Below are 25696 nucleotides of genomic sequence, written 5' to 3'. Positions count from 1 at the left end.
TTTTGTTGTATTGCAAAAGTTTTGCTTTGGCGCCGTGCTGGTCAGCGTATGCAATCCAGATCGTGCCGACGGGCTTTTCGGCTGTGCCGCCGTCGGGCCCGGCTATACCACTGGTGGCTACTCCAATGTCGGTATTGAGCTTCTGGCGCACGTTTTGGGCCATCTCCAGTACAGTGGCTTCGCTCACAGCACCATGCTGTTGCAGGGTTTCGGACTTCACACCGAGCAGCTGCATTTTCACGCTGTTGTCGTAAGCCACCACACCGCCCATAAAATAAGCAGAACTGCCAGGCACACTCGTGATGCGGTGCGCCAGATAACCGCCGGTGCAGCTTTCGGCGGCTGCGATAGTCAGACCCCGTTCTTTCAGCAAAGAGCCTAAAGCTTCTTCAAGAGGCACTTCACCATAGGCAAAAATGTGTTTGGGTACAAGAGCCGATAGTTTGCTTACTTCCGTTTCCAGCTCAGTTTCCAGTAGTTCAGCATTGTCGCCAGTGCCAGTCAGGCGCAGACGCACGCCGCCGAGGTGTGGCAGATAGCCAGCCGGATATGCGGGGGTAAGCTTGTTTCCCAGTCTTCCAACTTCTCAGCCAGCATCGACTCCGGTATACCTACCGTCTGGATGACCTTATGGATAATGTGTGGGGTTTTGAAATAAGCCTTGAGTTGTGGCAGCACCGTGTCCTCCATCATGCGCTTCATCTCAAACGGCACCCCAGGCATCGACACAAACACTTTGCCTTCGTCCTCGAACCACATACCTGGTGCGGTGCCCAGCACATTACGCACCGGAGTGCATGAAGCCGGCAAAAAAGCCTGCTGCCTGTTCAGCTCTGTGAGAGCATAACCCCGGCTTTTGAACAGCTCTGTCACATCAGCCAGCGATTGCTCGTCGAGTTTGAGTTCGGTGTGGAAGTAGTCGGCCAGCACGTTTTTGGTGAGGTCGTCCTTGGTGGGACCGAGGCCACCGGTGATCAGAATGATGTCGGCGCGGCTGCGGGCATCGTCCAGTGCCTGCACGATGTGGCTTGCTTCGTCTGAAACAGAGGTAATCTGCTTCACCCGTATCCCTATTTTGGTGAGCTCCGTTCCCATCCAAGCAGAGTTGGTGTCCACTATCTGCCCGTACAGGATCTCGTCACCTACCGTAATAATTTCTGCATATACCGCTTTCATAAAATTAATTTTGGTCTGATTTGTGCGTTGCCAAGTAAAACTCATTCAAGTTAAAGATGTTCGGGCGATTTGGCGCAGGACAAGCATTATTTTCCGTAATTTTAGCCAATGCGCAGGTATAGCCTGACAAACAAAAAGCACAATCCATGAAAAAATTACTCTACACCTCACTCGTAGCCCTCACCCTGGGTGCCTCAGCCTGTACAGTGGCCGACATTCAACGAACCGTAGATGGCGTAATGGCCGGAACCGGTGGTGCCGTTACCCGCGAAGAAGTGGCTTCCGGCTTGAAGCAGGCGCTGGAAGTAGGCATTACCAAAGGCTCGAACCAAGCCTCACAAATAGACGGTTATTACAAGAACTCCCTGATTCGTATACCTTTTCCACCGGATGTGCAAAAGGTTGAGAACACGCTTCGTCAGGTGGGACTGGGCAAAGAGGTGGATCGCTTCGTGATGACCCTGAACCGGGGAGCTGAAGACGCGGCAAAGAGTGCTGTGCCGATCTTCGTGAACGCCATCAAACAGATGTCCATTGCCGATGCATGGGGCATCCTGAAAGGCGACAAAGACGCAGCCACACAGTATCTCAAGCGCACGACTTCTAGCCAGTTGCAGGCTGCCTTCATGCCTGTGATTCAGCAATCACTGGAAAAGACCAATGCTACCCGCTACTATACCGACCTTGTTACCCAGTATAACCAGATTCCATTGGTGCAGAAGGTAAACCCGAACCTGGACGAGTACGCCACACAGAAAGCTATGGACGGACTGTTCCTGCTGATTGCACAGGAAGAAGCGAACATACGCGAGAACCCGATCGCCCGCACGACTGAGTTGCTGCGCAGGGTGTTTGCCAAAGAAAATCAGTCCTAAGCTATACCTGTTATACCGCTTCAGAAAGCCCGCTGTATCGTTTGGTACGGCGGGCTTTCTTTTTTGCAAAACATTAAAACCAGATTGAAAGTACAATACACAAAATTTTAAGTATGAGTTAGCTACGCTTATAATAGCCCCCTGATACCTATGGAAAACAAACGCTTCAAATACAGCCCTATCACCAAAGAGAAGGACCTTGACGAGCTTATAGAAGAAATTGGTGACGCCAGGGTAGTGATGCTGGGAGAGGCATCGCACGGTACTTCTGAATACTATACCTGGCGTACGGCTATTTCAAAGCGGCTTATCGAAGACAAGGGCTTTACTTTCATAGCCGTGGAGGGTGATTGGCCGGAGTGCTATACCGTGAACCGCTTTGTGAAGGGCTACCAGAACTCGGGCCGCAAGATAGCGGATGTGCTGGGCGTATACCGACGCTGGCCTACCTGGATGTGGGCGAACTGGGAAGTGGCCGCATTGGTCGAGTGGATCCGGGACTTCAACCACATCCGCAATGCACAGCATAAAATAGGGTTCTATGGGCTGGATGTGTACAGTTTATGGGAATCTCTGGATCAGGTGCTTAAATATATGGAGCAACATGATGGCAAAGCCGCAGAGGCTGCGCGAGTCGCCGTACAATGCTTCGAACCCTTTCACCGCGATCCGCAGATCTATGCACAGGCAACAGCCTTTGTGCCGACCGACTGTGAAAATGAAGTGATTCAGATGTTGGAGCAAGTAGCAAAGCGCGTCGTATACCCGGACGATTCGGAACACGAGTTCAATACTACTCAAAATGCGTTGGTGGCGGTGAATGCCGAAAAATATTACCGAGCGATGATCCGGGGAGGAGTTGGCTCCTGGAACGTGCGCGACTCACACATGATGGAGACGCTGGACCGTTTGCTGGAATTTCACGGGCCAAATGCCAAAGCCATCGTTTGGGAGCATAACACGCACATCGGCGATGCCCAATACACCGATATGGCGGATGACGGCATGTTTAACATCGGGCAGCTGGCCCGCGAAAGGTATGGCCGTGATCGGGTGAAACTAGTAGGCTTCGGAACATACCAGGGTAACGTGATTGCCAGCCGATCCTGGGGAGCGCCGATGCAAAAAATGGACGTGCCGCCTGCGAAAGAGGGAAGCTGGGAACACATGCTGCACGAAATGAGCACCGATGATAAAATCATTCTTTCGAAGGATCTAAAAGAAGTGCCGGAGCTGCAGCGCCGCATCCCGCACCGTGCCATCGGCGTGGTCTATGACCCTAAAGTGGAACACCTCGGCAACTATGTGCCTACTCTTATACCTGATCGCTACGATGCTTTCCTTTACTTCGATGAGACGGAAGGTGTGCACCCGCTCCATATGAAAACCCGTGGCGCCAAGGAACCGGAACTATACCCTTGGAACTACTAGGAGTTTGAGAAGTAAGAGTTGGATAGTTTGGAAGTTACTCTTTAACTCCCTTACCCCCTCTGTATCAGAAACACAATGTAGGCAACGTAGATAGCTAAAAAGAAAATACCGTTCCACCGGTCGATCGTGTTCTTTTTGCCAATAGGTATAACCACCACCAGCAGCGTACTAGCAAAGATCATCACCATGATATCGGAGTTACTTACTACATTGAAAGGAAGCGGGTTGATAACGGCGCTTATACCTAGGATCCAGAGTAGGTTGAAGATGTTGGAGCCAATCACGTTACCGATCGCGATGTCGATGTTTCTGCGGAAGGCGGCCATGGCGGAAGTAACGAGCTCAGGAAGGGACGTGCCTATCGCTACGATAGTCAAGCCAATAAAGGATTCGCTCAGGCCAAATGACTGTGCAATGGAAACGGCACCGTCCACTACCCACTTCCCTCCTAAGAATAAACCCACGCCACCAAGCACCATGTACAGCACCGACTTCGGTATACTCATCATCGGCTCATCGTCTTCCTCAATCACTTCATCCTTGTTGGTTTTGGCAATGTTGTAGATATAAGCCATAAAGAGCACAAAGAAGAAGAGCAGGATGCCGCCATCGACTCTGCTTATGAAGAGGGAGGTTTTGTCTCCAAACAGCACCGCATTGGCCAGAAAACCTACCAGTAAAGTGGCAATGAGGGAAAAAGGAATTTCAGTGAGGATGGTATTGCGCTGAATGGGCAGTGGGCAAATGATGGCCGTGACCCCGATGATCAACAGCAGATTAGCCACATTACTACCAAACACATTGCCTATCGCCAGCTCTGACTGCCCCTGCATACTAGACATGATGTTAATGATCAGTTCCGGGAGAGAGGTGCCAAACGAAACAATCGTCAAGCCGACAACCATGTCCGAAATATTAAAGCGCTTGGCTACAGACGAGGCACCTGACACCAGCATGTCAGCCCCTTTAATCAAAAACACGAAACCAAGTGCGAATAGTATGTATAATAGCATAGGCAGGTAGCAGTATCACAAAAAGAAAGGCTGTCTATACAACGACAGACAGCCTTCCACTATACTTTAAAGCGCAGCGAGGGGTTATGCCATGTTGTGGTAAACCGCCTGCACGTCGTCATCCTCTTCAATCTTCTCCACCAGGTTTTCAATCTCCTCGGCTTGCTCGTCGGTCAGTTCCATGCGGGTATTCGGTACGCGTTGCAGTTCAGCACTGATCACATTCAAGCCTTTCTCTTCCAATGCTTTCTGCATGGCGCCAAAATCCGTGAAGGCTGTCTCCACAATGATCTCGCCTTCGTGCTCGTAAATATCTTCTGCACCGGCGTCGATCAGTTCCAGCTCCAGTTCCTCGATATCAAGGCCCTCAGCGGCAATCTTAAAAATACCTTTGCGGGTGAAGATAAAGTCCAGGGAACCCGTTTTGCCCACAGCACCACCTGCACGTGAGAAGTATACACGCATGTTGGCAATGGTACGATTGAGGTTATCAGTTGCCGTTTCTACCAGAATGGCGATACCGTGCGGACCGTAGCCCTCGTATACTACTTCTTCGTAATCTTTTTCTTCTTTGGATGAGGCACGCTTAATGGCCGCTTCTACACGGTCTTTCGGCATGTTCACACCTTTGGCGTTATTGATGGCCGTGCGCAGGCGGGAGTTGGTTTCCGGGTTAGGACCAGCTTCCTTCACTGCCATTACGATCTCTTTGCCGAGGCGTGTAAAGGCCTTCGACATCTTGTCCCAACGCTTGAACTTACGGGCTTTTCTAAATTCAAATGCTCTTCCCATGGTATCTGGCTAAGTATTATGTCTTACAAATTTAGGGAGCTTAACTGTAAATTGGTAGAGCTACCTGAAAAACCTTGCACTATTTACCAGCTTGGCTATACCTATACCTTCAGCGGTGCTACTGCCTCGCTGGTTTCGGCTGCCTGGCTGGAGCATGATAGTCTGTTATATAAAGGTGCTGGTCGCAGAAACTGTACTCGTGCACAATGTTGGAGCCCACGATGATCAGCCTTCCTTCCTTGTTCGCTGCCACGTGCTCCTGGTACCAGCTCACGCCTTCCTGATCAAGATTGGTGGTAGGCTCGTCGAGTACTAAAAGCTTGGTGTCAGAGTAAATGGCCAGTCCCAGTTTCAGGCGCTGCTTCATACCTGATGAGAAGTCCTTCACATACTTGTTGCGTGATTTCTGCAGACCCATACGCTCTACCAGTTCTTCGTGCGAAAGGTTGTTGCGCAGCGGCTTAAAGCGGGTATGGAAGGCAATCATTTCAAGAAGCGTCAACTCTTCTACCAACTCCAGGTAAGGAGCTGTAAGTGAGAGCTCACGATAAGCTTTGTCCGGGGCTACCGCCTTCCCATCCAGCAGGTAGGTGATCTCGCCTTCGGAGTGCAGGTTGTGACCGGCTATAACAGTAAGAAGAGTGGATTTACCGGACCCGTTATGCCCTAGTATGGCATAAGAGGTGCCTGACTCCAGGGTATAGGTCAGGTTCCGGAAAATCCACTCGTAATTGTAGCGTTTACCTAAGTTGCTTAGGTTAATTTGCATCTTTAGAGAAATAACTCTTAATAATACCGCGACCGGAGTTACGAACAAAATTGATGATTTCGTCGCGTTCACGGCTAGGGGCCATCTCCAGTTCAATCTTGTCCAGTGCCTCTGTGGTATTGTTGCCGCTCATGAACAGGATGCGGTAGATTTGCTGCACCTCGTTAATCTGTTCGCTGTTAAAGCCTCTGCGACGCAGGCCGATAGAGTTGATACCGGCATAGGTTAGCGGCTCACGTGCTGCCTTTACAAAAGGAGGCACGTCTTTGCGAACCAGTGAACCGCCCGAAACCATGGCATGCGCTCCGATCTTTACGAACTGGTGCACAGCGCTCGAGCCACCGATGATAGCGTAATCGCCATCTCCACGTGACCAGCCATCTGCACGGCGTTCACCACAATGCAATTGTTGCCCACGATGCAGTCGTGTGCAATATGCGCGTAGGACATGATCAGGCAGTTGCTGCCAATCACGGTCTTCATCTTATCGATGGTGCCACGGCTCACCGTCACGCACTCTCTGATAACCGTGTTGTCACCGATGATGGCAATGGTATCTTCGCCGGCGAACTTCAGGTCCTGGGGCACCGAAGAAATAACGGCACCAGGGTATATTTTGCAATTCTTGCCAATGCGGGCGCCTTCCATGATGGTCACATTGGGACCAATCCAGGTGCCTTCTCCGATCTCTACGTTTTTGTAAATAGTGGAAAAAGGCTCTACGACCACATTCTGGGCAATTTTAGCCTCTGGGTGGATGTATGCTAACGGCTGATTCATGCGTCTTTCTTTACTATACTTGCCGACATCTCTGCCTCCATTACCAGTTGGCCGCCCACGAAGGCCTGACCAGACATCTTGGCAATACCCCGCTTTACAGGGGCAAGCAATTCACATTTAAATATTATGGTATCGCCCGGAATCACCTTGCGCTTAAAGCGGCAACGGTCTATACCCAGGAAATAAGTCCAGTAGTCTTCCGGATTCTCCACGGTGTTCAGCACCAGGATGCCGCCTGTCTGAGCCATTGCCTCTATCTGGATTACACCTGGCAGCACGGGTTGCCGGGGAAGTGGCCCTGGAAGAATGGCTCGTTCATGGTCACGTTCTTAACGCCCGTTACCGTAGTTTCGTCTAGGTGGATGATCTTATCGATAAGCAGGAAGGGGTAACGGTGCGGCAAGGTGGCCGAGATCTGGTTGATATCCATTACCGGTGGCTTCTTCGGGTCGTAGGTTGGTACGGTTTTGATAGAAGCTTCCTGTATCAGTTTCTTTACACGGCGTGCAAAAGCAATGTTGGCGGCGTGTCCCGGTCTTGCGGCCAGGATCTGTCCCTTTATTGGACGACCGATCAGGGCAAGGTCACCCATCAGGTCCAACAGCTTGTGGCGGGCCATCTCGTTCTTGAAGCGGAGTTCTGTGTTGTTCAGAATGCCCTCCTCTTCCACGGTTACTTTTTTCTTGCCCAGCAAGTCTGCCAGGTAGGACAGCTCACCGTCTTCTACCACGCGATCCACGATCACAATGGCATTATCCAGGTCGCCGCCTTTGATCAGGTTTTGCTTGTAAAGCGCCTCCAGTTCGTGCAGGAAACAGAAGGTGCGGCAAGGCGCAATCTCTTCTTCAAATTGGCTCATGTCCGTAATAGAGGCGTGCTGGCTGCCCAGTACAGGCGAATTATAGTCCACCATTACGGTCAGGCGGTAATCGTCAAGCGGCAGGGCGGCGATCTCTACACCACGGCTGTCGTCTTTGTAGCTTACCCCTTCAGTTATTTCGAAGTAGTTGCGCAGGGCATTCTGCTCCTGAACACCCACTGAAAGAAGCGCCTTTACGAATTCAATGGAAGAGCCGTCCATGATCGGAGGTTCCGGGCCATCAAGTTCTATCAGCACATTGTCAATCTGCAGGCCTACCAGCGCTGCCAGCGTATGCTCCACTGTGTTCACACGAGCGCCATTTTGCTCGATGGTAGTGCCACGTGAAAGGTCCACCACATTGTCCACGTCTACGTTCACAGTCGGCTGACCTTCGAGGTCAATGCGCTGAAACTTGTAGCCATGGTTTGCAGGGGCGGGCTTAAAGGTCATATTCGATACAACGCCCGTATGCAATCCAATGCCCGATACAGTTACCGGAGCCTTGATAGTGTGCTGTTTATAATTCATTTAATGTTTCGTTGTTAACTTATTGCGATACTTTCGCTGCTGTAGCGCACAGAGTATGAGCGGGCTTACAGCGGAGGGAGCATTGCGACTGCAAACTTAAGATTTTATATACTGCCTGCCAATTTTAATTGATAGCACAGGGCAGGAGAGGTCTAAAATCTTAATTCTTCTCTTTCAGGTCGTCTAAAACGCGCTGCAACTCCGGCAGTTTGCGGAAAACGGTAATGGCCTTAAGGTTTTGCTTGTAGTCGAAGGCAGGGGAGCCCTGGATGATGGTGCCTGACTCTTTTACGGACTTGGATACGCCTGACTGCGCACCGATCGTGGTTTTGTCGGCGATGCTGATATGCCCTACGATGCCCACCTGTCCGGCAATCACACAGTTGTTGCCGACTTTGGTGGAGCCTGATATGCCCGTCTGTGAGGCAATAACAGTATGTTGCCCGATCTCCACATTATGGGCCACCTGCACGAGGTTGTCGATCTTGGTGCCCTTACGGATGATGGTAGAGCCCATCGTGGCGCAATCTATGGTCGTGTTGGCTCCGATGTTCACGTCATCTTCCAACACCACATTGCCAATTTGAGGCACATTTTTGTAAGTGCCGTCAGGCTGAGGTGCAAAACCGAAGCCGTCGCTACCCAGCACCACGCCGGCATGCAGCGTGCAATTGGCACCCACTACTGTGTTGGCGTATAGTTTAACGCCAGCAAAAATGGTGGTGTTGTCACCGATCGTCACATTATCGCCGATGTATACCTGCGGGTAGATACGCACATTCTGGCCGATTTTGCAGTTGTTGCCGATATAAGAGAAGGCACCGCGGTAGTGGCCTTCGCCTATTTCGCTGCCAGCGCCGATGAAGCAGGGCTCTTCCACGCCTACCTTTGAGGCAAGCACTGCCTGATGGTAATAAGCCAGGAGGGTAGAAAAACTGGAGTAAGGATCGGCTACGCGAATAAGAGAGGCGGAAACGGTTTTTTCAGCTCCAACTTGTCCGAAACGATCACCGCACTTGCTCCGGTTGTATAAAGAAATGGTTCATATTTAAGATTAGACAAAAAAGCGAGAGCTCCGGTCTGGGCTTCTTCGATTTTGGCTAAAGTGCTGACCTTTACTGTACTGTCTCCTTCAACTTCTCCCTTCAAAAGGTCCGCAATCTGTTGAATAGTGAATTCCATCTTGTAAAATTAGAGCAAAAAATAAAATGTGCTACCCATTGGGGGGGCAAACTTAATAAAAACTTTACGCTGCACCGCCACATTCTGCAGCAGATTATGGACAGGTCAAGCAAATCCCGTGCAAATCCTATAGCCGGTTTTATAAGGTTGCGACTTCCTTCGGGTAGCAGACGAAGTATTTCTCTACCTTATTGCTCAGTGCCTGTATGTTGGGCAGGTCCGAAGCATTAGCCACGTTCACCACATAGCCAGTTTTGGTGAGCACGTCTATTGACTGCCCCTCGGCCATGTAAGCACTGTTGCTGATGCGGCCCGAGATCATGAGATATTTTACCTCGTCAGGATGCACCTGGAAGCGTTCCTGCACCAGTTCGCTTATACCCAGCATCATCTCTTCGTCTATCGGTTTGCTTGAGATGTATACCTTAAACAGCTTGCGGTTAAGGATGCTTTTGGAAAGATAGGAGATAACAGGGTCAGGGTGCATTGCCCATTCTTTAATGCCGCTCCATACGTCATGGTCGTCCAGCGAAACAAAGCGCTCTAAAATAGAATTATCTCTCTGGAAGTCCTCCATGGTGAGGTTGGAGGAAAGGAAGAACTTGAGGCAAGGGCTGGCCGGTACGTCTATACCCTGCTGAATCAGCTCGCGGGCACGCTGAACGGTACGCAACACCATGTGCTCGGCGCTGATCACAGTTTTGTGCAGGTATACCTGCCAGTACATCAGGCGGCGGCTCACCAGAAAGTTCTCGATGCTGTAAATCGCCTTTTCCTCCACTACCAATTTGTCGTTGGCCACGTCTAACATCTTAATCAGACGGTCGGCACCGATCTTTCCCTCGTATACACCAGTATAGAAACTGTCGCGGTTGAGGTAGTCGAGGCGGTCTACGTCCAGCTGGCTTGACACCAGTTGTGAAAAAAGCGACGCTCGTAGGTATCAGTGAAGATTTGGATGGCGAGGCTCAATCTGCCTCCGAACTCTTCGTTGAGCAAGTGCATGATGTGCAACGAGAGGTGCTCGTGGTGCACTTCCTGGAAAATGGCCGTTTCCAGCGCGTGTGAGAAAGGTCCATGACCGACATCGTGCAGGAGAATGGCAATGAGGGAAGCCTCAAACTCAGCATCCGAGATCTCGTTATTCTTACCTCGCAGCGTGTTCAGGGCCAGGTTCATGAGGTGCATGGCTCCCAAAGCGTGGTGAAAGCGGGTATGCAGGGCACCCGGGTATACCATCTCGGTCAGTCCCAATTGCTTGATCCGGCGCAGTCGCTGAAAGTAAGGATGGTCGATGATATCGAACAGCAACTCAGACGGCACCGTGATAAAACCGTATACAGGGTCGTTTAATATTTTTTTCTTATTCACAAAAACCGAGGTTTTTAATTGTTAAATTGCTAATCGTTAATCATTTGCTCTGCAAGGAAGCAAATTAGCCCGCAGAGGTAACCGCAATCTGCAAGCCAATGTTTGCGTTGAGGTATAGTAATTGATTAACAATGAAGCCATTTAGAACAGCGCGCAACAAATAAAACTATGCAAAGATATACGATTTTATGGGCCGATGACGAAATCGACCTGCTCAAGCCACACATTCTTTTCCTCGAAGAGAGAGGCTACGACATTACCCCGGTAAACAGTGGGGCCGACGCCATTGAGAAGGTGCAGGAACAGGCATTTGATGTCGTGTTCCTCGATGAGAACATGCCCGGCATCAGCGGATTGGAGGCTCTGAACGAGATCAAAACCATCCGTCCGGCCATGCCTGTCATCATGATCACCAAGAGTGAAGAGGAGCACATCATGGAGGAGGCTATCGGTTCCAAGATATCCGATTACCTGATCAAGCCGCTAAACCCAAGCCAGATACTGCTTTCTGTGAAAAAGACACTGGAGAACAAGCGACTGGTATCAGAAAAAACCAACATGAGCTACCAGCGCGACTTCCGCCAGCTGGGTATGGCCTTTGGAGAACGCCTGAGCCCGGGAGAGTGGGCTGATATCTATAAGAAGCTTGTTTATTGGGAGCTCGAAATTGACGAAACGGAGAACAAGAGTATGGCTGACGTGATCAACATGCAGAAAGACGAGGCTAACTCCAATTTCGCCAAGTTCATCATGGACAACTACGAAGACTGGATCAACAAGGAGTCGGATGATGCACCGCTGATGTCGCACCAACTTTTCAGGGAGCGGGTAATTCCGATGATGAAGGAGTCTGACAAGCCCGTGTACTTTGTGCTGATCGACAACCTGCGCTACGACCAGTGGAAGGTGCTTGAGCCGCTTATTTCTGAATACTTCACAGTAGATACAGAGGAGATGTTCTATTCCATCCTGCCTACTACCACTGCCTATGCCCGTAATGCGATCTTCTCAGGTATGATGCCAACCGAGATTATCAAAAAATATCCGAATTTGTGGGTAAGCGATGACGAAGAAGAAGGCAAAAACCTGCACGAGCAGGACTTTCTGGAAATTCAGCTGCAGCAAAACCGTATTACGGATAAGCACAGCTATCATAAGATCACCAACCCGGCTGCCGGCAAAGACCTGAACGGTAAGTTCAACAACCTCGACAACAACAAGCTTAACGTGATCGTGTACAACTTCGTGGATATGCTCTCGCATGCCCGCACGGACAGCAACATGGTACGCGAACTGGCTCCGGACGAGTCGGCTTACCGCTCCATTACGCGTTCGTGGTTTATCCACTCGCCACTGTTTGAGATGCTGAAGCTGATCGCCGACCGCAAAGCCCGCCTGATCATCACAACCGACCACGGCACGATCCGGGTGAAGCGCCCGTTCAAGATCATCGGCGACCGCCAGACGAACACCAACCTCAGGTATAAGCACGGTAAGAACCTCGGTTACACTGACAAAGATGTATTCACGGTGCGCAAGCCCGAGCGATTTTTCTTGCCAAAGGCCAACGTTTCCACTACGTTTGTATTCGCGATCGAAGACTACTTCTTCGCATACCCAAACAACTATAACTACTACGTGAACTACTACAAAGACACCTTCCAGCACGGAGGGGTGTCGCTGGAGGAGTGCATTATACCGTTTGTGACACTGACGCCTAAGAATGTATAACACAGGAGTTGAGAAGAGAAGCTTGAAGATGTCGTCGTTGGCTGACCTGCCGGCGGCGGCTTCTGTGCTTTTGGAGGAGGCCCGTGAGGAGCCTATTATCTTGTTTGAAGGCCCGATGGGGGCCGGAAAGACAACGCTTATAAAGGAGCTCTGCCACCAAATGGGGGTGAAGGAGAATGTCAGCAGCCCTACTTTTGCCCTCGTAAATGAGTATGAAGCGGCCGACGGGAACCTAATTTATCATTTTGACTTTTATAGGATTAATGAGGAGCGTGAGGCGCTCGGCATTGGAGCACTGGAGTATTTCGACTCCGGCCGTACCTGCCTGATCGAGTGGCCGTCCATGATCCCGAACCTGTTGCCGGAGCATTACCTGTTGGTAAAGCTGCAGCCCGCCGCTGAAGGCGAGGAGCGCACCATGACTATAAACCGTGTATGAGCATGACGGAGAGATTCGCCGTTGAATTAGGAAAGCTGGCGGCCAGTCAGGCCCTTTACCCAAAGGAGTCCATGCTGGCTGTGGAGGAGCGTTACAAAAGCCTGTTTATCGGGCTTCCTAAAGAGTCATCGTTTCAGGAAAACCGCATTGGCCTCACCCCGGATGCCGTGAAGCAACTCACCGATCAAGGCCATGAAATATGGGTCGAGACCGGAGCTGGCGGCCCGTCCAAGTATTCTGATAACGACTACTCTGAGGCAGGAGCCCGTATTGTATACTCTACCAAAGAGGTATACGAAGCGGGGATCATCCTTAAAATCGCACCACCCACCTATGACGAAATTGAGTATCTGCGCCCCGGCCAGACGCTGATCTCCGCTCTGCACTTTGGCAACCTGACTTCCGACTACGTCAATGCCCTTCAGCGCAAAAAAATCAACGCTATTTCCTTCGAGCTGATTCGCGACAAGTCGGAGTCCAAGCCAGTAGTGCGTGCCATGAGCGAGATTGCCGGCAGTTCCGTAATGCTGATCGCGGCGGAGTACCTGAGCAGCAGCAACGATGGCAAAGGCGTCATATTAGGAGGTATAACTGGAGTAGCACCATCTAAAGTAGTGATCATGGGAGCTGGTACTGTGGCAGAGTTTGCAGCCCGTGCCGCCTTAGGGCTTGGGGCTGAGGTGAAGGTATTCGATAACCACATATACAAACTGCGTCGCCTGAAGCATAACATCGGGCAACAGATTTTTACTTCTACGCTGGACAAAACCATTCTGTACAACGAGCTCAAAAATGCCGATGTCGTGATTGGTGCTTTAGTGGCTGAGGAAGGGCGCATGGCCTGCATGGTAGAGGAGGGCGTTGTCGGGCAGATGAATCCTGGCTCCATTATCATCGACGTGTGCATCGACCAGGGAGGTTGTTTTGAAACATCAGAACTCACTTCGCACAGTCGTCCGATCTACCGCAAATACGACATCATCCATTACTGTGTGCCAAACATCGCCTCACGTGTACCCCGCACGGCTTCTACGGCGCTCAGCAATATCTTTACACCCATCTTCACTGAGATCTCCAAGTTCGGAGGCATCAATGAGGTGCTGTTTATGAACGAGCACTACCGCAGCGGCGTGTACATCTACAAAGGCAGCCTGACGAATTCGCAGATAGCGAAGAAGTTCGGGATGCGGTATAAAGAGTTGGGGCTGATGATTGCAGTGAGGAATTAAGAAATGTAGCTTAATAAGGTATAAAGCAAAGGCCCGCTAAATTTAAGCGGGGCCTTTGCTTTATCTGCGTTTTAAGGACTGACTTGTTTACCTCACCAACGCTTTATCAACCCGCATTGGGGTGTCCTCACCCGTTACAACCCCCTGCGCGGCAAGTGCAATCGCTCGGATCATGCTGGTAAAGTGTGGCATGTCGAGTAGCTCAAACTCGTCTTTCACGGTGTGGTAGGTCTTATCCTGATCGATTTGCACTGACGAAATGGTATGTGCCGGTACACCCAGACGGGCCAGCGTAGCATTATCAGAGCGGTAAAAGAGGTTTTGCTCCGGGTATGGGTCGGGGTGGATGCTGTAGGTGGTGCCCTCGAGGCGCTTCTGCATCATTTTGCCCAGATCAGACTTCTCGTAACCAGTGAGGTAGGCGCTGTTCGGGCCGAACTTAGAGGGCTTGCCCACCATCTCGATGTTGAACATGGCCACGATCTGGTCGGGGTTAAGTTGCTCGGAGAAGTAGCGGGAGCCGTGGCCGCCAATCTCTTCGGCTGTGAAAGCAGCGAAGATCAGGGTGCGCTCCGGTTGAGGCTGCTCCTTGTAGTAGCGGGCCAGCATCATCATGGCGGTAGTGCCGGAGGCATCGTCGTCGGCGCCATTGGCGATGCTGTCGCCGTCAATGGTTTTATGGAAGCCAATGTGGTCGTAGTGGCCGGAGAATACCACAAACTCGTTTTTGCGCTTGCCCTCGATCATGCCAACTACATTGGAGAGCGACAACTTTTCAACCTGATTGGTGAACTTCACTTCATACTTCTTTGGCGCAGCCTGTTCGGTGAGCACGTATACCTTGCTTGGACCGGTGCCTACCTCTTTCTTTACGCCGCCTCTTGAGAAATAGCCTCTGTAAGAGTTGAAGGCTTCGGCATGGTTTGGATGAATCAGCACGATCGCGTCCTGTTCAAGCGAGTTGGCTTTCATAAAGGCATTCCGAAAGTTCTCGCCTTCAGGTATAGTGATAATATTGATCTTGTTTTTGTGTTTCCACTCAAGTTTCTCCTGTGCTGTGTTGACGAACAGGTGCTCAGGAGCTATTTTCTTTTTGCCCAGCGTTACCTCCGTTTGGCTGGGAGTGAGACGGTGCACATAGAAGGTCTGTCGGTAAGAAGGAGCCTGGCTCGAGCTGTTGCCGTTGAGTGGCACAAGGCCTGCAGCATGAAATTCTGCTTCAATAAAGTCAGCGGCTTTCTCTATACCTGCCGAGAAGGCGGCGCGTCCCTGCATGTCGTCGTGGCTCAGCGTCTGCAGGAGGCGGGTGGCTTCCTGCTGGTTGATCACTGAAAGGTCCTGTGCTGAGAGCGAAGCGCCGAAAAGGAGAGAAAAGGCAGTAGCAAATAGCTTATGGCGTGTCATAGGTATAGCGGTGTATACGATTAGGAAATTGATGTAATATTTGGGAATATTGTTGAGGTAATTGCTGCCCTGAAGTGCATCAGCACGAACGGCAACCCAATATAGTGAAATATGGAAAAGAGCTCCAAAGTTAACTGGTTAAAGTTACTGCAATACATCTTGCTGGTGGCGGCTTTGCTATACTTTGGGCGTACGCTTTTCATTCCGCTCAGCTTCTCGCTTCTGATCAGTTTTGTGCTATACCTGTGGTAAAGTGGATGGAAGATCGGGATTGGAGCCGCTGGAGTGCCATTTTACTTTGCCTCTTAATACTTGTTCTGCTGGTAGGGGCGCTGAGCTGGCTGCTGGTACGGCAAATGATCAGTTTTGGGCAGGAATGGCCCGTGCTGCAGGAAAAGCTGCTGCAGGTATGGTACCAGTTCGGGCTATACCTGGAGCAGCAGTTTGGCGTGAACGATGTGCAACGCAGCAGTTGGATGGAAGGGCTTGTAAAGGACGCTGCCTCCACTGTGCTGAACGTGGTGCAAGGCGTGCTATATGCCTCGGTAACGACGGTGGTACTCGTTCTGTTGATTCCCCTTTATGCTGCCCTTATTCTTTACAACCGGGAGCAACTGGCGGCAGCGCTTTTCTCCATGTTCCCGAAAGCGGAGCATAACAAGATCCGCAGCATTTTGCACGAAACCATTACGACCTACTACAACTTCATCAAGGGAATGATCATCGTGTATGCGGTAGTGGGCTTGCTCAACAGTGTCGGGCTTTTGCTACTAGGTATACCGCATGCTATTTTCTTTGGCATTGTGGCCTCTATTCTCACATTTATACCTTATGTAGGCATCACGATTGGGGCGATTTTGCCGATGGCCGTGGCCTGGATCACTTACGACTCTGTGTGGTACCCTGTCGGAGTGATCATTGTATTTTCGGTGGTGCAGTATATGGAGGCCAACCTGATCTTCCCACTGGCCGTGAGCTTCCGTTTGCAAGTTAATATGCTCTTTACACTGCTGGCCATTGTGGCGGGAGGCATACTTTGGGGAGCATCCGGCATGATACTGTTCGTGCCTTTTGTGGCTATTCTGAAACTGATCGCCGATAAGCACGAAGAGCTGCGGCCTGTATCGCTCCTGCTGGGTACAGGTATGGCGTCAACTAAGTCTACACCTAAGCCTGGCTTCAGGATCGGTCGCTTCCGCCGGAAGCAAAGCTAACAGGGTTCTCCTGCCATTCCCGCTTCAGTAAACTGTATACCTCCAGGTCGATAAACCGGCCGCGTAGCCACTCCCCGTCACGCTCTATACCTTCCAGCTTAAAGCCTAGCTTTTGCGGAATGCGACTACTCTTACTGTTACCTACGCCCACTTTTATCTGGATGCGGTTCATGCGCATCTGCTCAAAGGCGTTTGCAACCAAAGCAGCGCAGCTACGGATCATGATGCCTTTGCCCTGGAATTCCTCTCCCAGCCAATAGCCGATCTCCAGCTTGCTGTTTACCCTGTCAATGGCTTTGTAACCAATAATACCCGCTTCTTTTTCCTGAAACCGGATCGTGTATACCTGCTCCTGCAGATTGCCAGGCGCCGTGACAGTTTGCAGGAACAACCTTGTGTCGCTTGCAGAGAAGCTGCTGTCTATAAAAGGGAGCCACTCACGCAGATATAGCCGACCATGGTCTATTAGCTGATAGAGGGCTGGAGCGTCATTCACCTGAGCTTCATGCAGGTTAATGTCAGGCGTTACGATCAGGGGTTGTAATGTTGATACAGATCTCATTGAATTGGGTTGGGAGACGTTAATGCGGAGTCCTAAAAAGCTGCATACTAAACATACGGGTCAAAAACACAGTTAAATAGATAAGAGTATGGTAATGTTACTCTAGTATGAACGCATATATTGTACACAAGACTATGAAAATTAAACTACTACTCCTGATTTTTTTAAGCGCTGTTTTTACAGCCACTGCACAAGACTCTAATATTGATCTTGGTGCCAGGTTCGGTTTCAATGTGTCCAACATCAGCAGTGATCCTACTTTAGTAGAAGAGTCGGCCGGGGTGGGAACTGAGTTCGGTGCCTTTGCCCGTATCGGTAACCGCTTTTATGTACAGCCTGGGGTTGATTTTGTGAATAACAAAGTGACCATACAGCGCACCGTACAGCCACGGTCCGGTGAGCGTGATGAAGTGCGCTTCCGCTACTTCCGGGCACCGGTGCTGCTGGGCTTTGAAAGTTCCTATGTCAAACGCAGAGGCGGCTCCATCCCTTTTCGGATCATGGCAGGCCCTTCCTTTGCCTACAACATCGGCGTAAGCGACAACAACCTGGACGTGCGCCGTCGTAATGTGCGTAATGCCCAGTTTGCGCTGCACGGCGGTGTGGGAATCAAACTGCTCCGCTTTGTAGAACTGGACCTCATGTATAACCACGGACTAACCAGCGTGTTTAATGACAATAGCGCAGACGGTAAGTTCAGGAATTTTTCGTTGACAGTGGGCTTTAGTATATAAGGTATGGACCTGCACAAAAAAGTACAGCCTTCTACTGCACGTGCAGTAGAAGGCTGTACTTTTTTGTGTCCTGAAGGTGTTTAGTTGCTGCTCTGTTCTTCTTTGGCAGCAGGTCTTGATGCTTTCTCTTTTTCTTTCGCAGGTTTGCGCCGTTTCGGGCTGCTACGACGCTTCACGTATACCGCGGAAGAGCCCTTGTCGTCTTCTTTGCGAATGGTGAACAGGTCTTTGTGCGCCTTGATCAGCTGAATCAATTGGCCGTATCCAAAAGTTCGCGGGTCAAAAGCAGGGTCGAGCAGACGCAGGCTTGTACCGATGGCTCCAAGGTGTGCCCAACCATCTTCGCCTACCGCCATTTCAAAGGCTTCTTTCAGCATAGGTACCGGGTTAGGCCGCGGATTGTCTTTGCCATTTGGTGTGGTTCTGTCAGCCTCGGCTATTTGCTTCTCGTCAATGTCGTCGGTCAGGTTTTCGGTATAAATGAAGATGTTACAGGCATTTACAAAAGGCTTGGGCGTTTTGCGTTGCCCGATGCCCATCACAAAAATGCCTGCCTCCCGGATGCGGGTCGCCAGTCGGGTATAGTCGCTGTCCGACGACACAATGCAGAAGCCATCCACCAGGTGGCTGTGCAGAAGGTCCATCGCGTCGATAATCATGGCGCTATCGGTAGCGTTTTTGCCCACGGTATAGCGAAACTGCTGGATGGGTTGTATGGCGTGGTTGTTCAAGCACTCTTTCCAGCCGTTCATCTGTGGCGTGGTCCAGTCGCCGTAAATGCGACGGATAGTGGTTTGCCCGTATTTGCCAGCTTCGGCCAGTATTTTGACGATAAGGGTTGGTTGCGCATTGTCGCCATCTATCAGCATGGCCATGCGCTGTTGTTTTTTCTCGTTGAAGGGTTTGCTCATAAAAGGATTTGCGCCGGGTTTTGTTGCCCTTAAACGCTGAATTTGTTCTGTTATACTTCTGAAATGAAGATGGGTTGTTAGAAGGTAGGAATTCCCTATATAAGAGGAGATTGAGTATATTGTGATGTAATTTAAGGATTTTAAATTCAAAAGGATAGTGGAAGGGCAATTACTATGGGTTTCATGTCTTTAATAAGAAAAACGCTATCCGAATATGCATTTTTCACAACAATGGTTTAAATCGTTTCCTGTAAGCTATATGCTATTAATCGATGTCAAATAAATTTGAATTGGAGAAAAGTGTAACTGATGCTTTTCTAAGAAGTAAGGGGGTAACACGATATAAGCTGATCAGACCTGAGAGCGACCCTCCAGATATTATTGTTCAAATTGGTGATAAGTTAATTGGTATAGAAGTAACACTAATTCATAATAGTCAGTCACAAATTAGATTAGAAAACAGCTACATTAAAGTCTTCTCAAGAGTTAGAGAACTATTAATTAAATCGGGTATAGATAACTTAGTTATAAGAGTTGAATCGGAGAAGATTAAAGGATTACAAATGGAAAAATGTGCTGAAGTTATTGTCAATACATGTTTGGAAAATCTAAATCGGATTGGTTATCGCAGAACGGAATTAATAAAGAACCCAATTCCTGGTATAAAGAAGATAGTGGCTTTTAGAATGGATGAAGCAGGAATTATTATAACCTTTGATTCAAGGAGCAACACATTCGGCCCATTAAGAAGCGATAGAATCGAATCTGTTATCGAGGATAAAATCAGGAAACTTAATAAAGCGAAACAAGAAGCTCCTAAGCAACATAGCTGTTTAGAGGAAAACTGGCTTTTAATGACTATTGCAGGTACATTTTATTCGAACTACGCTGGTGTAGCCGACGATAGGCTCTCAATAAGTTTAGAAAACTGTTATGATAGAATCTTTGTCTACCATGAAAAGAAGAATTGGATAAAGGAAATCAGCGCAGGGTTAAAAATTGTATAAAATTACCAATGCCTAGCTAGAGTAGTAATTAAACAAAACAAAGACCAGTAGAAACCCAATCCACTTAATCGCTGTACTCACCATGAAAAAACTATTCTCCATCATAATTCTCCTTCTCACCGTGATACATTTTTCCGCACAGGCGCAGGTGTTTAAAAGTGAAGAGCCCCTGGCCCATACCTATTCGATTGTAGCCCGCGACGCGAAAACCGGCGAAATGGCCGTTGGCGTACAAAGCCACTGGTTTTCGGTGGGCACGGCCGTGCCTTGGGTTGAGGCGGGCGTGGGCGTGGTTGCCACCCAGTCTTTCACCAACAAATCGTTTGGCTTGCGCGGGCTTGCTCTGCTGAAAGAGGGCAAGTCGCCACAGGAGGCGCTGGATATCTTGCTGGCCGATGATGAAGGCCGCGAAGTGCGGCAGGTATCCATACTGGATGCACAGGGCCGGGTGGCGACGCATACTGGCAAGCAGTGCATTCGCTATGCGGGGCACACCATCGGCACGAACTTTTCGGTGCAGGCCAACATGATGCTGAGTGATAAGGTATGGCCAGCCATGGCAAAAGCTTTTGAAACGAGCGCCGGCAAGCCACTGGCTGAGCGGGTACTGTTGGCTATGCAGGCAGCCGAGCGGGAGGGAGGCGACATCCGTGGCAAACAGTCAGCAGCGCTGGTAGTGGTGCGAGGCGAGGCTACAGGGCAGCCTTGGGATGACAAAACCATCGACCTGCGGGTGGATGATCACGAAAAGCCCCTCGAAGAATTGGAGCGACTCCTCAAGGTATACCGTGCCTACGAGCACATGAACAACGGCGATCTGGCCGTCGAGAAAGGTCAGATGGCTGAAGCCATGGAGGAGTATGGCAAGGCCGAAGCCATGTTTCCCGACAACCTCGAAATGAAATACTGGCATGCCATCACGCTAGCCAACAACGGCGACATCAACGGGGCGACCAAACTCCTAAAAGAGGTATACAAGAAAGACAAAAACTGGAAAGAATTGACCGAGCGTCTGCCTGAGGTGGGCTTGCTTACCTTGAGTCCGCAGAATCTGCAGAAAGTGTTGCAGGTGAAATAGGTATAGCGGGAAATGTGGGAACTGTTGTCTATACTTCAAATAGATTGCTTATCTTAAAGCCACAAACTAATCTATCACGCATTATTCACCTAATGATGTTAATAAAGCACAAATTCCGCGCTTTTGTGGCCGGAGCTGCCATGCTGGCTGCTATACCTGCCATTGCGCAGCAAAACACCTACAAGTCTGACTCGACCGTTATCCGCAAGTTTTACGACGATGCCCTCACCAGCTACGAGAGCTACGAAAACCTGCGCTACCTCACTAAGAACATTGGCGCCCGTCTGAGCGGTTCTCCGCAGGCCGCGGCCGCTGTGGAGTGGAGCCGACAGGTGATGGAAGACATGGGACTCGACCGCGTATACCTGCAGGAGGTGATGGTGCCTTACTGGGTGCGTGGCGATAAAGAAATCGGTCGTATTCTGAGTGGCCGCAACGGCAGTCAGGAGGTAAATATTCTGGCGCTGGGCAGCACTGTGGGCACCGGCACACAAGGCCTGAGTGCGCAGGTGGTAGAAGTGCAGAACTTCGAAGAACTCGAGAAACTGGGTAAGAAGAAAGTAAAAGGCAAGATTGTCTTCTTCAACCGCCCGTTTGACAACAAGCATATACAGACAGGCAGTGCCTATGGTGGTGCCGTGGATCAGCGAGGAGGTGGTGCAGTGGCAGCCGCTAAGCTTGGTGCAGTAGGCGTATTGGTTCGCTCCATGACCAACGATGTCCAGGATGTGGCCCATACCGGTAACATGCGCTACGAAGAAGGTGTGGACAAAATACCGGCAGCAGCCATTAGCACGAAAGGAGCCGATGAACTAAGCGCTATGTTGAAAAACGATTCGGAGCTGAAGTTCTATATGCGCATGACCAGCGAAACCCGCCCGGATGTGCTTTCCTATAATGTGATTGGTGAGATCAAAGGTTCTGAGAAGCCTGAAGAAATCATTGTGGTAGGCGGTCACCTGGACTCCTGGGATGTAGGCGAAGGCGCCCATGACGACGGTACCGGCTGTGTGCAGTCTATTGAGGTGCTGCGACTGTTCAAAGAGCAAGGTATACGCCCGAAGCGCACCATCCGTGTTGTGATGTTTATGAATGAAGAGAATGGTCTGCGTGGCGGACGCAAATACGCCGAAGAGGCCAAAGCAAAAGGGGAGAAGCACGTAGCAGCACTCGAGTCTGACTCAGGTGGCTTTACACCACGTGGCTTCGGTATAGACGGCAACGACCAGCAATACGCCAAGATACTTTCCTGGAAGCAACTGCTGGCTCCTTATGGTCTGCACGAGCTGAATCGTGGTGGCGGTGGTGCTGACATTGGGCCGCTGAAGGGGCAAAACAACGTAGTACTGATCGGCCTGCGCCTGATTCGCAGCGCTACTTCGACTATCACCACACCCACATCGACACTTTCGAAACGGTGAACCGTCGCGAAATGCAGCTGGGTGCCGCAGGTATGGCGGCGCTGGTATACCTGATTTCGGAGCATGGGCTGAATGGCGGTGATGCCAAGGCTGGGAAGTAGCCGACTTTAAATCATCAAAAAAAGCCAGTTCTATACCTGAGATAGAACTGGCTTTTTTGTTGGAGTTGCTAGGAGGGGTATTCAAAAGACCCCACAGGCCTGTTGGGCACTGTGAGGTCATTGCGCGAATTTATGGTAGCAGCAGCGAACTGTCGCCGTAGCTCAGGAAGCGGTAGTCGTTGTCCAGGGCGTGCTGGTATACCTGTTTCCAGTCGCCACCGATAAGGGCAGATACGAGTAGCAGGAGTGTGCTCTCCGGTTGGTGGAAATTAGTAACTAGTCCGCTGCAGATGCGGAAGGTATAGCCCGGCGCGATGATGATCTGGGTGCTGGCATGCAAATGTTCGACCTGGTACCGCTCCATGTATCCGAGCAAAGTCTGCAGTGCTTCGGTTGTGGCAGGAGGTGTGCTAATATCGTAAGGTAGCCATTGGGTTACATGCAGCTCTTCTGGTTTTAAGCCAGGCTGCTGCTGAAGCAAAGTGCCCAGCCAGTATAGACTCTCGAGGCTGCGCATCGAAGTTGTCCCGACAGGTATAATGGGCTGACCTAGGTGTTGCAACAGTTGCTTCACCACCTGCTTCGAGACCATCAGCTGCTCAGCGTGCATTTCGTGGTCTTCCATGGTGTCGGCCTTCACAGGCTTAAAAGTACCGGCGCCCACGTGCAGGGTCAGGTAGGTGCTCTCTATACCTTTGGCTTGCAAAGATGCCATTACCTGGTCTGTAAAATGAAGTCCGGCAGTAGGGGCAGCTACGGCACCTTCGTTGCGGGCATAGATGGTCTGGTAGCGGGTGCGATCTTCAGGTGTAAGTTCGCGGTTGAGGTAGGGAGGCAGCGGCAAGCGTCCGCAGCGCTCCAGCACTTCGGCAAAAGTAAGCTCTGCGGGAGTCCACGTGAAACGGATCAGGAAATGACCTTCTTGCAGTGCATCGCGCTCGGCTGTGACCACGCCACCTTCAAAGAATATTTTCAGTACACCTTCTTTCCAGCGCTTGTTGTTGCCCACCAGGCATTTCCACGTGCAACTGCGTGTCTGCTGCATAGCCAGCTGTACTTCACGGTGGGGCTTAACCGGCTCCAGGCAGAAAATCTCCACTGCGCCACCAGTTGGTTTATGAAAGATCAGGCGAGCCTGCACCACCTTCGTATTGTTGAACACCAGCAAACTGCCGGCAGGCAATAGGTCCGGCAAATCAGTAAAAGTATGATCGGCTATGTTGTGGCTCTTATAATAGAGTAGCTTCGACTGATCGCGCTCTGGCAGCGGGTACTTGGCTATACGTTCATCTGGCAGCTCGTACACAAAATCCTTAATGGCCAGATTTTTCGGGTTAGCGGTCATTTGTTTGAAGTAAGTGTCTATAGTTATTCGTCAGAAGTTGTCTATGAGGGCTGTCTCACCTTAAGTTCTAACTCTAAGCTAAATAGACACAAAGGTAAGCAATGATGGGTAAAGTTATACCTGCCTGTTGTATTAGGAGGTATGAGAGTTGCAGTTGAAACGACTTTGAGGGGCAACTATAGGTTAGAGATACCTTTGTCAAAATATAAACTTCGGGCTATTGAACTGAAGTCTCCTCCAGGTCATTTAACTCTAGTTCCAACGCCTTCACCGATATTTTAATCTCGCGGAGGGCAAGTGCCAGCGAGATCATAAGCAACAGCAAACTCAAACCGAAGGTGTACTTACCGACAGTGTTATACCCCGCAAAAAGAATGAACATGCAAAACACACAACCAAACATACTGGCAATGCCAAAGGCCTGCATGTTCCGGATCAGGACCAGGCGGATGCGCAGGTTCTCAATTTGCCCGTATACCAGATGGCTGTGTGTGGAAGCGTAGCGGCTTTTCAGGCTCCTGATCAGGTTAGCGAGCGCCATAAACCGATTGGTGTAGGCGAGCAGCAACAATGAAATGGCCGGAAACAGCAGGGCAGGGGTGGTCAGCGTGATCTCCATAGACCCAATGAATGGGTAATATTACTGTATACTTTTCAGGAAGTCTTCGTCAAGCGGCTCATCGTCTTCGTCTTCATGCTGGGCTGCATCAAAATCGATATCCTGCAGTACTTCCAGTCCTTCGAGTATCAGTTCATCAATTTCCTCTTTAGAAGTCGCATCCAGCGTCTGTTCGAACATGGCCAGCAAATGCTCACGTTGTTCATTCACAAATATTTCGTGATAGAGGTTGTCAAACAGGCTGATTTTCTTCTGGATGATCTTATCGATCTCGCGGGTGCTTTTGGCATTAACAGCTTCCTGTAGCAATTTCAGTACATCTTTTGCGCCTTCATTGTCAGCCAGTCGGGCATAAGCCTTTATAATAGCAATCGCTACTCCTAACCGCACTCGCTCAAACCGGAAGCCTACTTCATCTGCCACTTTCCCATCCTTCGTGCGGGAGTTTTTGAGGGCTAGCTCCAACTGTCGGTACACAACAGCTGCCTGTTCCTCGAACACTTGCGGGGCTTCAGGGGCAAAGGCGGTTTCAAGTAATAGCTCAAAGCTCTTAGCACTCATATCTGAATCTTTCTTAAGTGAGAGATCAGCAAAGGTAATGTTTTACAACGGCATTTGCGAAAGTTGAATAGTGAAATTTAAGCAAACTATTGAATTATTTAAATAGGAAAATTACAATTGTTGACTTGAAGATTTTAAATATTTAAAAAAGTATAATTTCGTATTGTTTTGGATGATTATTTTTTATTTTATTTACAGGTGGAAACTGCTATCCACAAATAAAATGCTGATAATTAATCAAAAAGCGCTTTTTAACTTTAGTTAAGCAACTGCAAATAGTACTTAGGTCAAATTAGTTTAAAGTATTTGAAAAGTTTAGTTTATTTTTAAAATAGTAACATTTTAAATTTGATCCAATATTTGACACGCGCAACCAGTTAGTTGAAATGCAAATATCTACGTCCACTCTAACCACTATTATATGATAACAAACTCTACATGCTTATCTCTTTTACTGACAACTAACTGAGAAAGCTGCAAGCTGCAGCTTTCTTGTAAATGTTTACCAACATACAGCCCAACTCTAAGGCTGGTCAGAAAATCTATTTGAAATTTATTGAT

At 49.8% G+C, this 25696-nt stretch carries 21 protein-coding genes and 5 pseudogenes; 11 read left to right on the top strand and 15 right to left on the bottom strand.

The features are described 5' to 3' along the window. Together O71_RS25525 and O71_RS25520 are read right to left on the bottom strand one after the other, a co-directional pair. Nucleotides 1-517, bottom strand: a 517-nt coding sequence (locus O71_RS25525; RefSeq protein WP_237717788.1) for a CinA family protein, incomplete at its 3' end; no start/stop codon positions are given. Then, nucleotides 502-1176: a molybdopterin-binding protein gene (locus tag O71_RS25520; protein WP_237717787.1), complete on the bottom strand. Its 675-nt coding sequence runs from the start codon at nt 1174-1176 to the stop codon at nt 502-504. The genes O71_RS25520 and O71_RS25525, both read right to left, overlap by 16 nt. Nucleotides 1177-1322: 146 nt before the next feature. Between O71_RS25520 and O71_RS09380 the strand changes: the two genes are divergently transcribed. Both O71_RS09380 and O71_RS09375 read left to right on the top strand, forming a co-directional pair. Then, a complete protein-coding gene (locus O71_RS09380; RefSeq protein WP_007655901.1) occupies nt 1323-2051 on the top strand; it encodes a DUF4197 domain-containing protein in 729 nt (242 codons plus the stop codon). Between the two features lie 150 nt (nt 2052-2201). After that, a complete protein-coding gene (locus O71_RS09375; RefSeq protein WP_007655900.1) occupies nt 2202-3482 on the top strand; it encodes an erythromycin esterase family protein in 1281 nt (426 codons plus the stop codon). A 50-nt stretch (nt 3483-3532) separates the two neighbouring features. On the opposite strand, the gene O71_RS09370 is transcribed toward O71_RS09375, so the two are convergent. From O71_RS09370 to O71_RS09340, 7 genes and pseudogenes are all read right to left on the bottom strand, one after another. Further along, nucleotides 3533-4495, bottom strand: a complete 963-nt coding sequence (locus O71_RS09370) for a calcium/sodium antiporter (RefSeq protein WP_040574074.1) — start codon at nt 4493-4495, stop codon at nt 3533-3535. A gap of 84 nt (nt 4496-4579) precedes the next feature. Further along, nucleotides 4580-5287 (bottom strand): YebC/PmpR family DNA-binding transcriptional regulator, encoded by a 708-nt coding sequence (locus O71_RS09365; protein ID WP_007655898.1) that lies wholly within the window; start codon nt 5285-5287, stop codon nt 4580-4582. 118 nt (nt 5288-5405) lie between these two features. After that, nucleotides 5406-6056: an ATP-binding cassette domain-containing protein gene (locus O71_RS09360; protein ID WP_007655897.1), complete on the bottom strand. Its 651-nt coding sequence runs from the start codon at nt 6054-6056 to the stop codon at nt 5406-5408. Then, nucleotides 6046-6836: pseudogene (gene lpxA, locus O71_RS09355) on the bottom strand (acyl-ACP--UDP-N-acetylglucosamine O-acyltransferase). Before lpxA ends, O71_RS09360 begins: the two are co-directional and overlap by 11 nt. Beyond that, nucleotides 6833-8226: pseudogene (locus tag O71_RS09350) on the bottom strand (bifunctional UDP-3-O-[3-hydroxymyristoyl] N-acetylglucosamine deacetylase/3-hydroxyacyl-ACP dehydratase). The pseudogenes lpxA and O71_RS09350 overlap by 4 nt, the downstream one beginning before the upstream one ends. Nucleotides 8227-8386: 160 nt before the next feature. Continuing rightward, a pseudogene (gene lpxD, locus O71_RS09345) lies at nt 8387-9408 on the bottom strand (UDP-3-O-(3-hydroxymyristoyl)glucosamine N-acyltransferase). A 139-nt stretch (nt 9409-9547) separates the two neighbouring features. Beyond that, nucleotides 9548-10779, bottom strand: a pseudogene (locus O71_RS09340) (HD domain-containing protein). A gap of 168 nt (nt 10780-10947) precedes the next feature. Between O71_RS09340 and O71_RS09335 the strand changes: the two are divergent. From O71_RS09335 to O71_RS09325, 3 genes are read left to right on the top strand one after another with little or no spacing between them, the layout of a single operon-like run. Continuing rightward, complete coding sequence (locus tag O71_RS09335) at nt 10948-12510, top strand: PglZ domain-containing protein (RefSeq protein WP_007655889.1); 1563 nt, start codon at nt 10948-10950, stop codon at nt 12508-12510. Then, nucleotides 12503-12949, top strand: coding sequence for a tRNA (adenosine(37)-N6)-threonylcarbamoyltransferase complex ATPase subunit type 1 TsaE (tsaE, locus tag O71_RS09330; RefSeq protein ID WP_237717786.1), 447 nt, complete (start codon nt 12503-12505; stop codon nt 12947-12949). Before O71_RS09335 ends, tsaE begins: the two co-directional genes overlap by 8 nt. 2 nt (nt 12950-12951) lie before the next feature. After that, complete coding sequence (locus O71_RS09325; protein ID WP_040574078.1) at nt 12952-14178, top strand: alanine dehydrogenase; 1227 nt, start codon at nt 12952-12954, stop codon at nt 14176-14178. Nucleotides 14179-14265: 87 nt separating this feature from the next. On the opposite strand, the gene O71_RS09320 is transcribed toward O71_RS09325, so the two are convergent. Then, nucleotides 14266-15582 (bottom strand): M20/M25/M40 family metallo-hydrolase, encoded by a 1317-nt coding sequence (locus tag O71_RS09320; protein ID WP_007655882.1) that lies wholly within the window; start codon nt 15580-15582, stop codon nt 14266-14268. 111 nt (nt 15583-15693) lie between these two features. Here O71_RS09320 and O71_RS23825 point away from each other — a divergent pair, with 111 nt between their 5' ends. Next, nucleotides 15694-15834 (top strand): hypothetical protein, encoded by a 141-nt coding sequence (locus tag O71_RS23825; RefSeq protein ID WP_155800745.1) that lies wholly within the window; start codon nt 15694-15696, stop codon nt 15832-15834. 5 nt (nt 15835-15839) lie between these two features. After that, nucleotides 15840-16796, top strand: coding sequence for an AI-2E family transporter (locus O71_RS09315; protein WP_155800743.1), 957 nt, complete (start codon nt 15840-15842; stop codon nt 16794-16796). Here the strand turns inward: O71_RS09315 and O71_RS09310 are convergent. Beyond that, nucleotides 16762-17358, bottom strand: a complete 597-nt coding sequence (locus O71_RS09310; RefSeq protein ID WP_007655878.1) for a GNAT family N-acetyltransferase — start codon at nt 17356-17358, stop codon at nt 16762-16764. The two genes, O71_RS09315 and O71_RS09310, sit on opposite strands and share 35 nt — an antisense overlap. A 134-nt stretch (nt 17359-17492) precedes the next feature. Between O71_RS09310 and O71_RS09305 the strand changes: the two genes are divergently transcribed. After that, nucleotides 17493-18092 (top strand): porin family protein, encoded by a 600-nt coding sequence (locus tag O71_RS09305; protein WP_159439830.1) that lies wholly within the window; start codon nt 17493-17495, stop codon nt 18090-18092. An 80-nt stretch (nt 18093-18172) separates the two neighbouring features. Here O71_RS09305 and O71_RS09300 read toward each other — a convergent pair whose 3' ends face one another. After that, on the bottom strand, nt 18173-19003 hold the full coding sequence (locus O71_RS09300) for an NYN domain-containing protein (RefSeq protein ID WP_007655875.1): 831 nt from the start codon (nt 19001-19003) through the stop codon (nt 18173-18175). A gap of 272 nt (nt 19004-19275) precedes the next feature. On the opposite strand from O71_RS09300, the gene O71_RS09295 reads away from it, so the two are divergent. The 3 genes and pseudogenes from O71_RS09295 to O71_RS09285 all read left to right on the top strand — a co-directional run bounded on the left by O71_RS09295 (nt 19276) and on the right by O71_RS09285 (nt 22610). Beyond that, nucleotides 19276-20010: a hypothetical protein gene (locus tag O71_RS09295; protein ID WP_007655871.1), complete on the top strand. Its 735-nt coding sequence runs from the start codon at nt 19276-19278 to the stop codon at nt 20008-20010. Between the two features lie 82 nt (nt 20011-20092). Beyond that, a complete protein-coding gene (locus O71_RS09290) occupies nt 20093-21088 on the top strand; it encodes a DUF1028 domain-containing protein (protein WP_007655868.1) in 996 nt (331 codons plus the stop codon). Between the two features lie 140 nt (nt 21089-21228). Then, nucleotides 21229-22610 (top strand): annotated as a pseudogene (locus O71_RS09285) (M20/M25/M40 family metallo-hydrolase). Nucleotides 22611-22740: 130 nt separating this feature from the next. Here the strand turns inward: O71_RS09285 and O71_RS09280 are convergent. From O71_RS09280 to O71_RS09270, 3 genes are all read right to left on the bottom strand, one after another. Beyond that, complete coding sequence (locus tag O71_RS09280; RefSeq protein WP_007655863.1) at nt 22741-23955, bottom strand: S-adenosylmethionine:tRNA ribosyltransferase-isomerase; 1215 nt, start codon at nt 23953-23955, stop codon at nt 22741-22743. Nucleotides 23956-24172: 217 nt separating this feature from the next. After that, complete coding sequence (locus O71_RS09275; protein ID WP_007655861.1) at nt 24173-24574, bottom strand: DUF2721 domain-containing protein; 402 nt, start codon at nt 24572-24574, stop codon at nt 24173-24175. 21 nt (nt 24575-24595) lie between these two features. After that, nucleotides 24596-25135: a hypothetical protein gene (locus tag O71_RS09270; RefSeq protein ID WP_007655859.1), complete on the bottom strand. Its 540-nt coding sequence runs from the start codon at nt 25133-25135 to the stop codon at nt 24596-24598. Between the last annotated feature and the right edge of the window lie 561 nt (nt 25136-25696).

It is taken from the genome of Pontibacter sp. BAB1700, from assembly GCF_000277005.1.
Lineage (GTDB): Bacteria > Bacteroidota > Bacteroidia > Cytophagales > Hymenobacteraceae > Pontibacter > Pontibacter lucknowensis.
The sequence above is the reverse complement of the archived record's forward strand: the minus strand, read 5'-3'. Positions and strand labels throughout refer to the sequence as shown.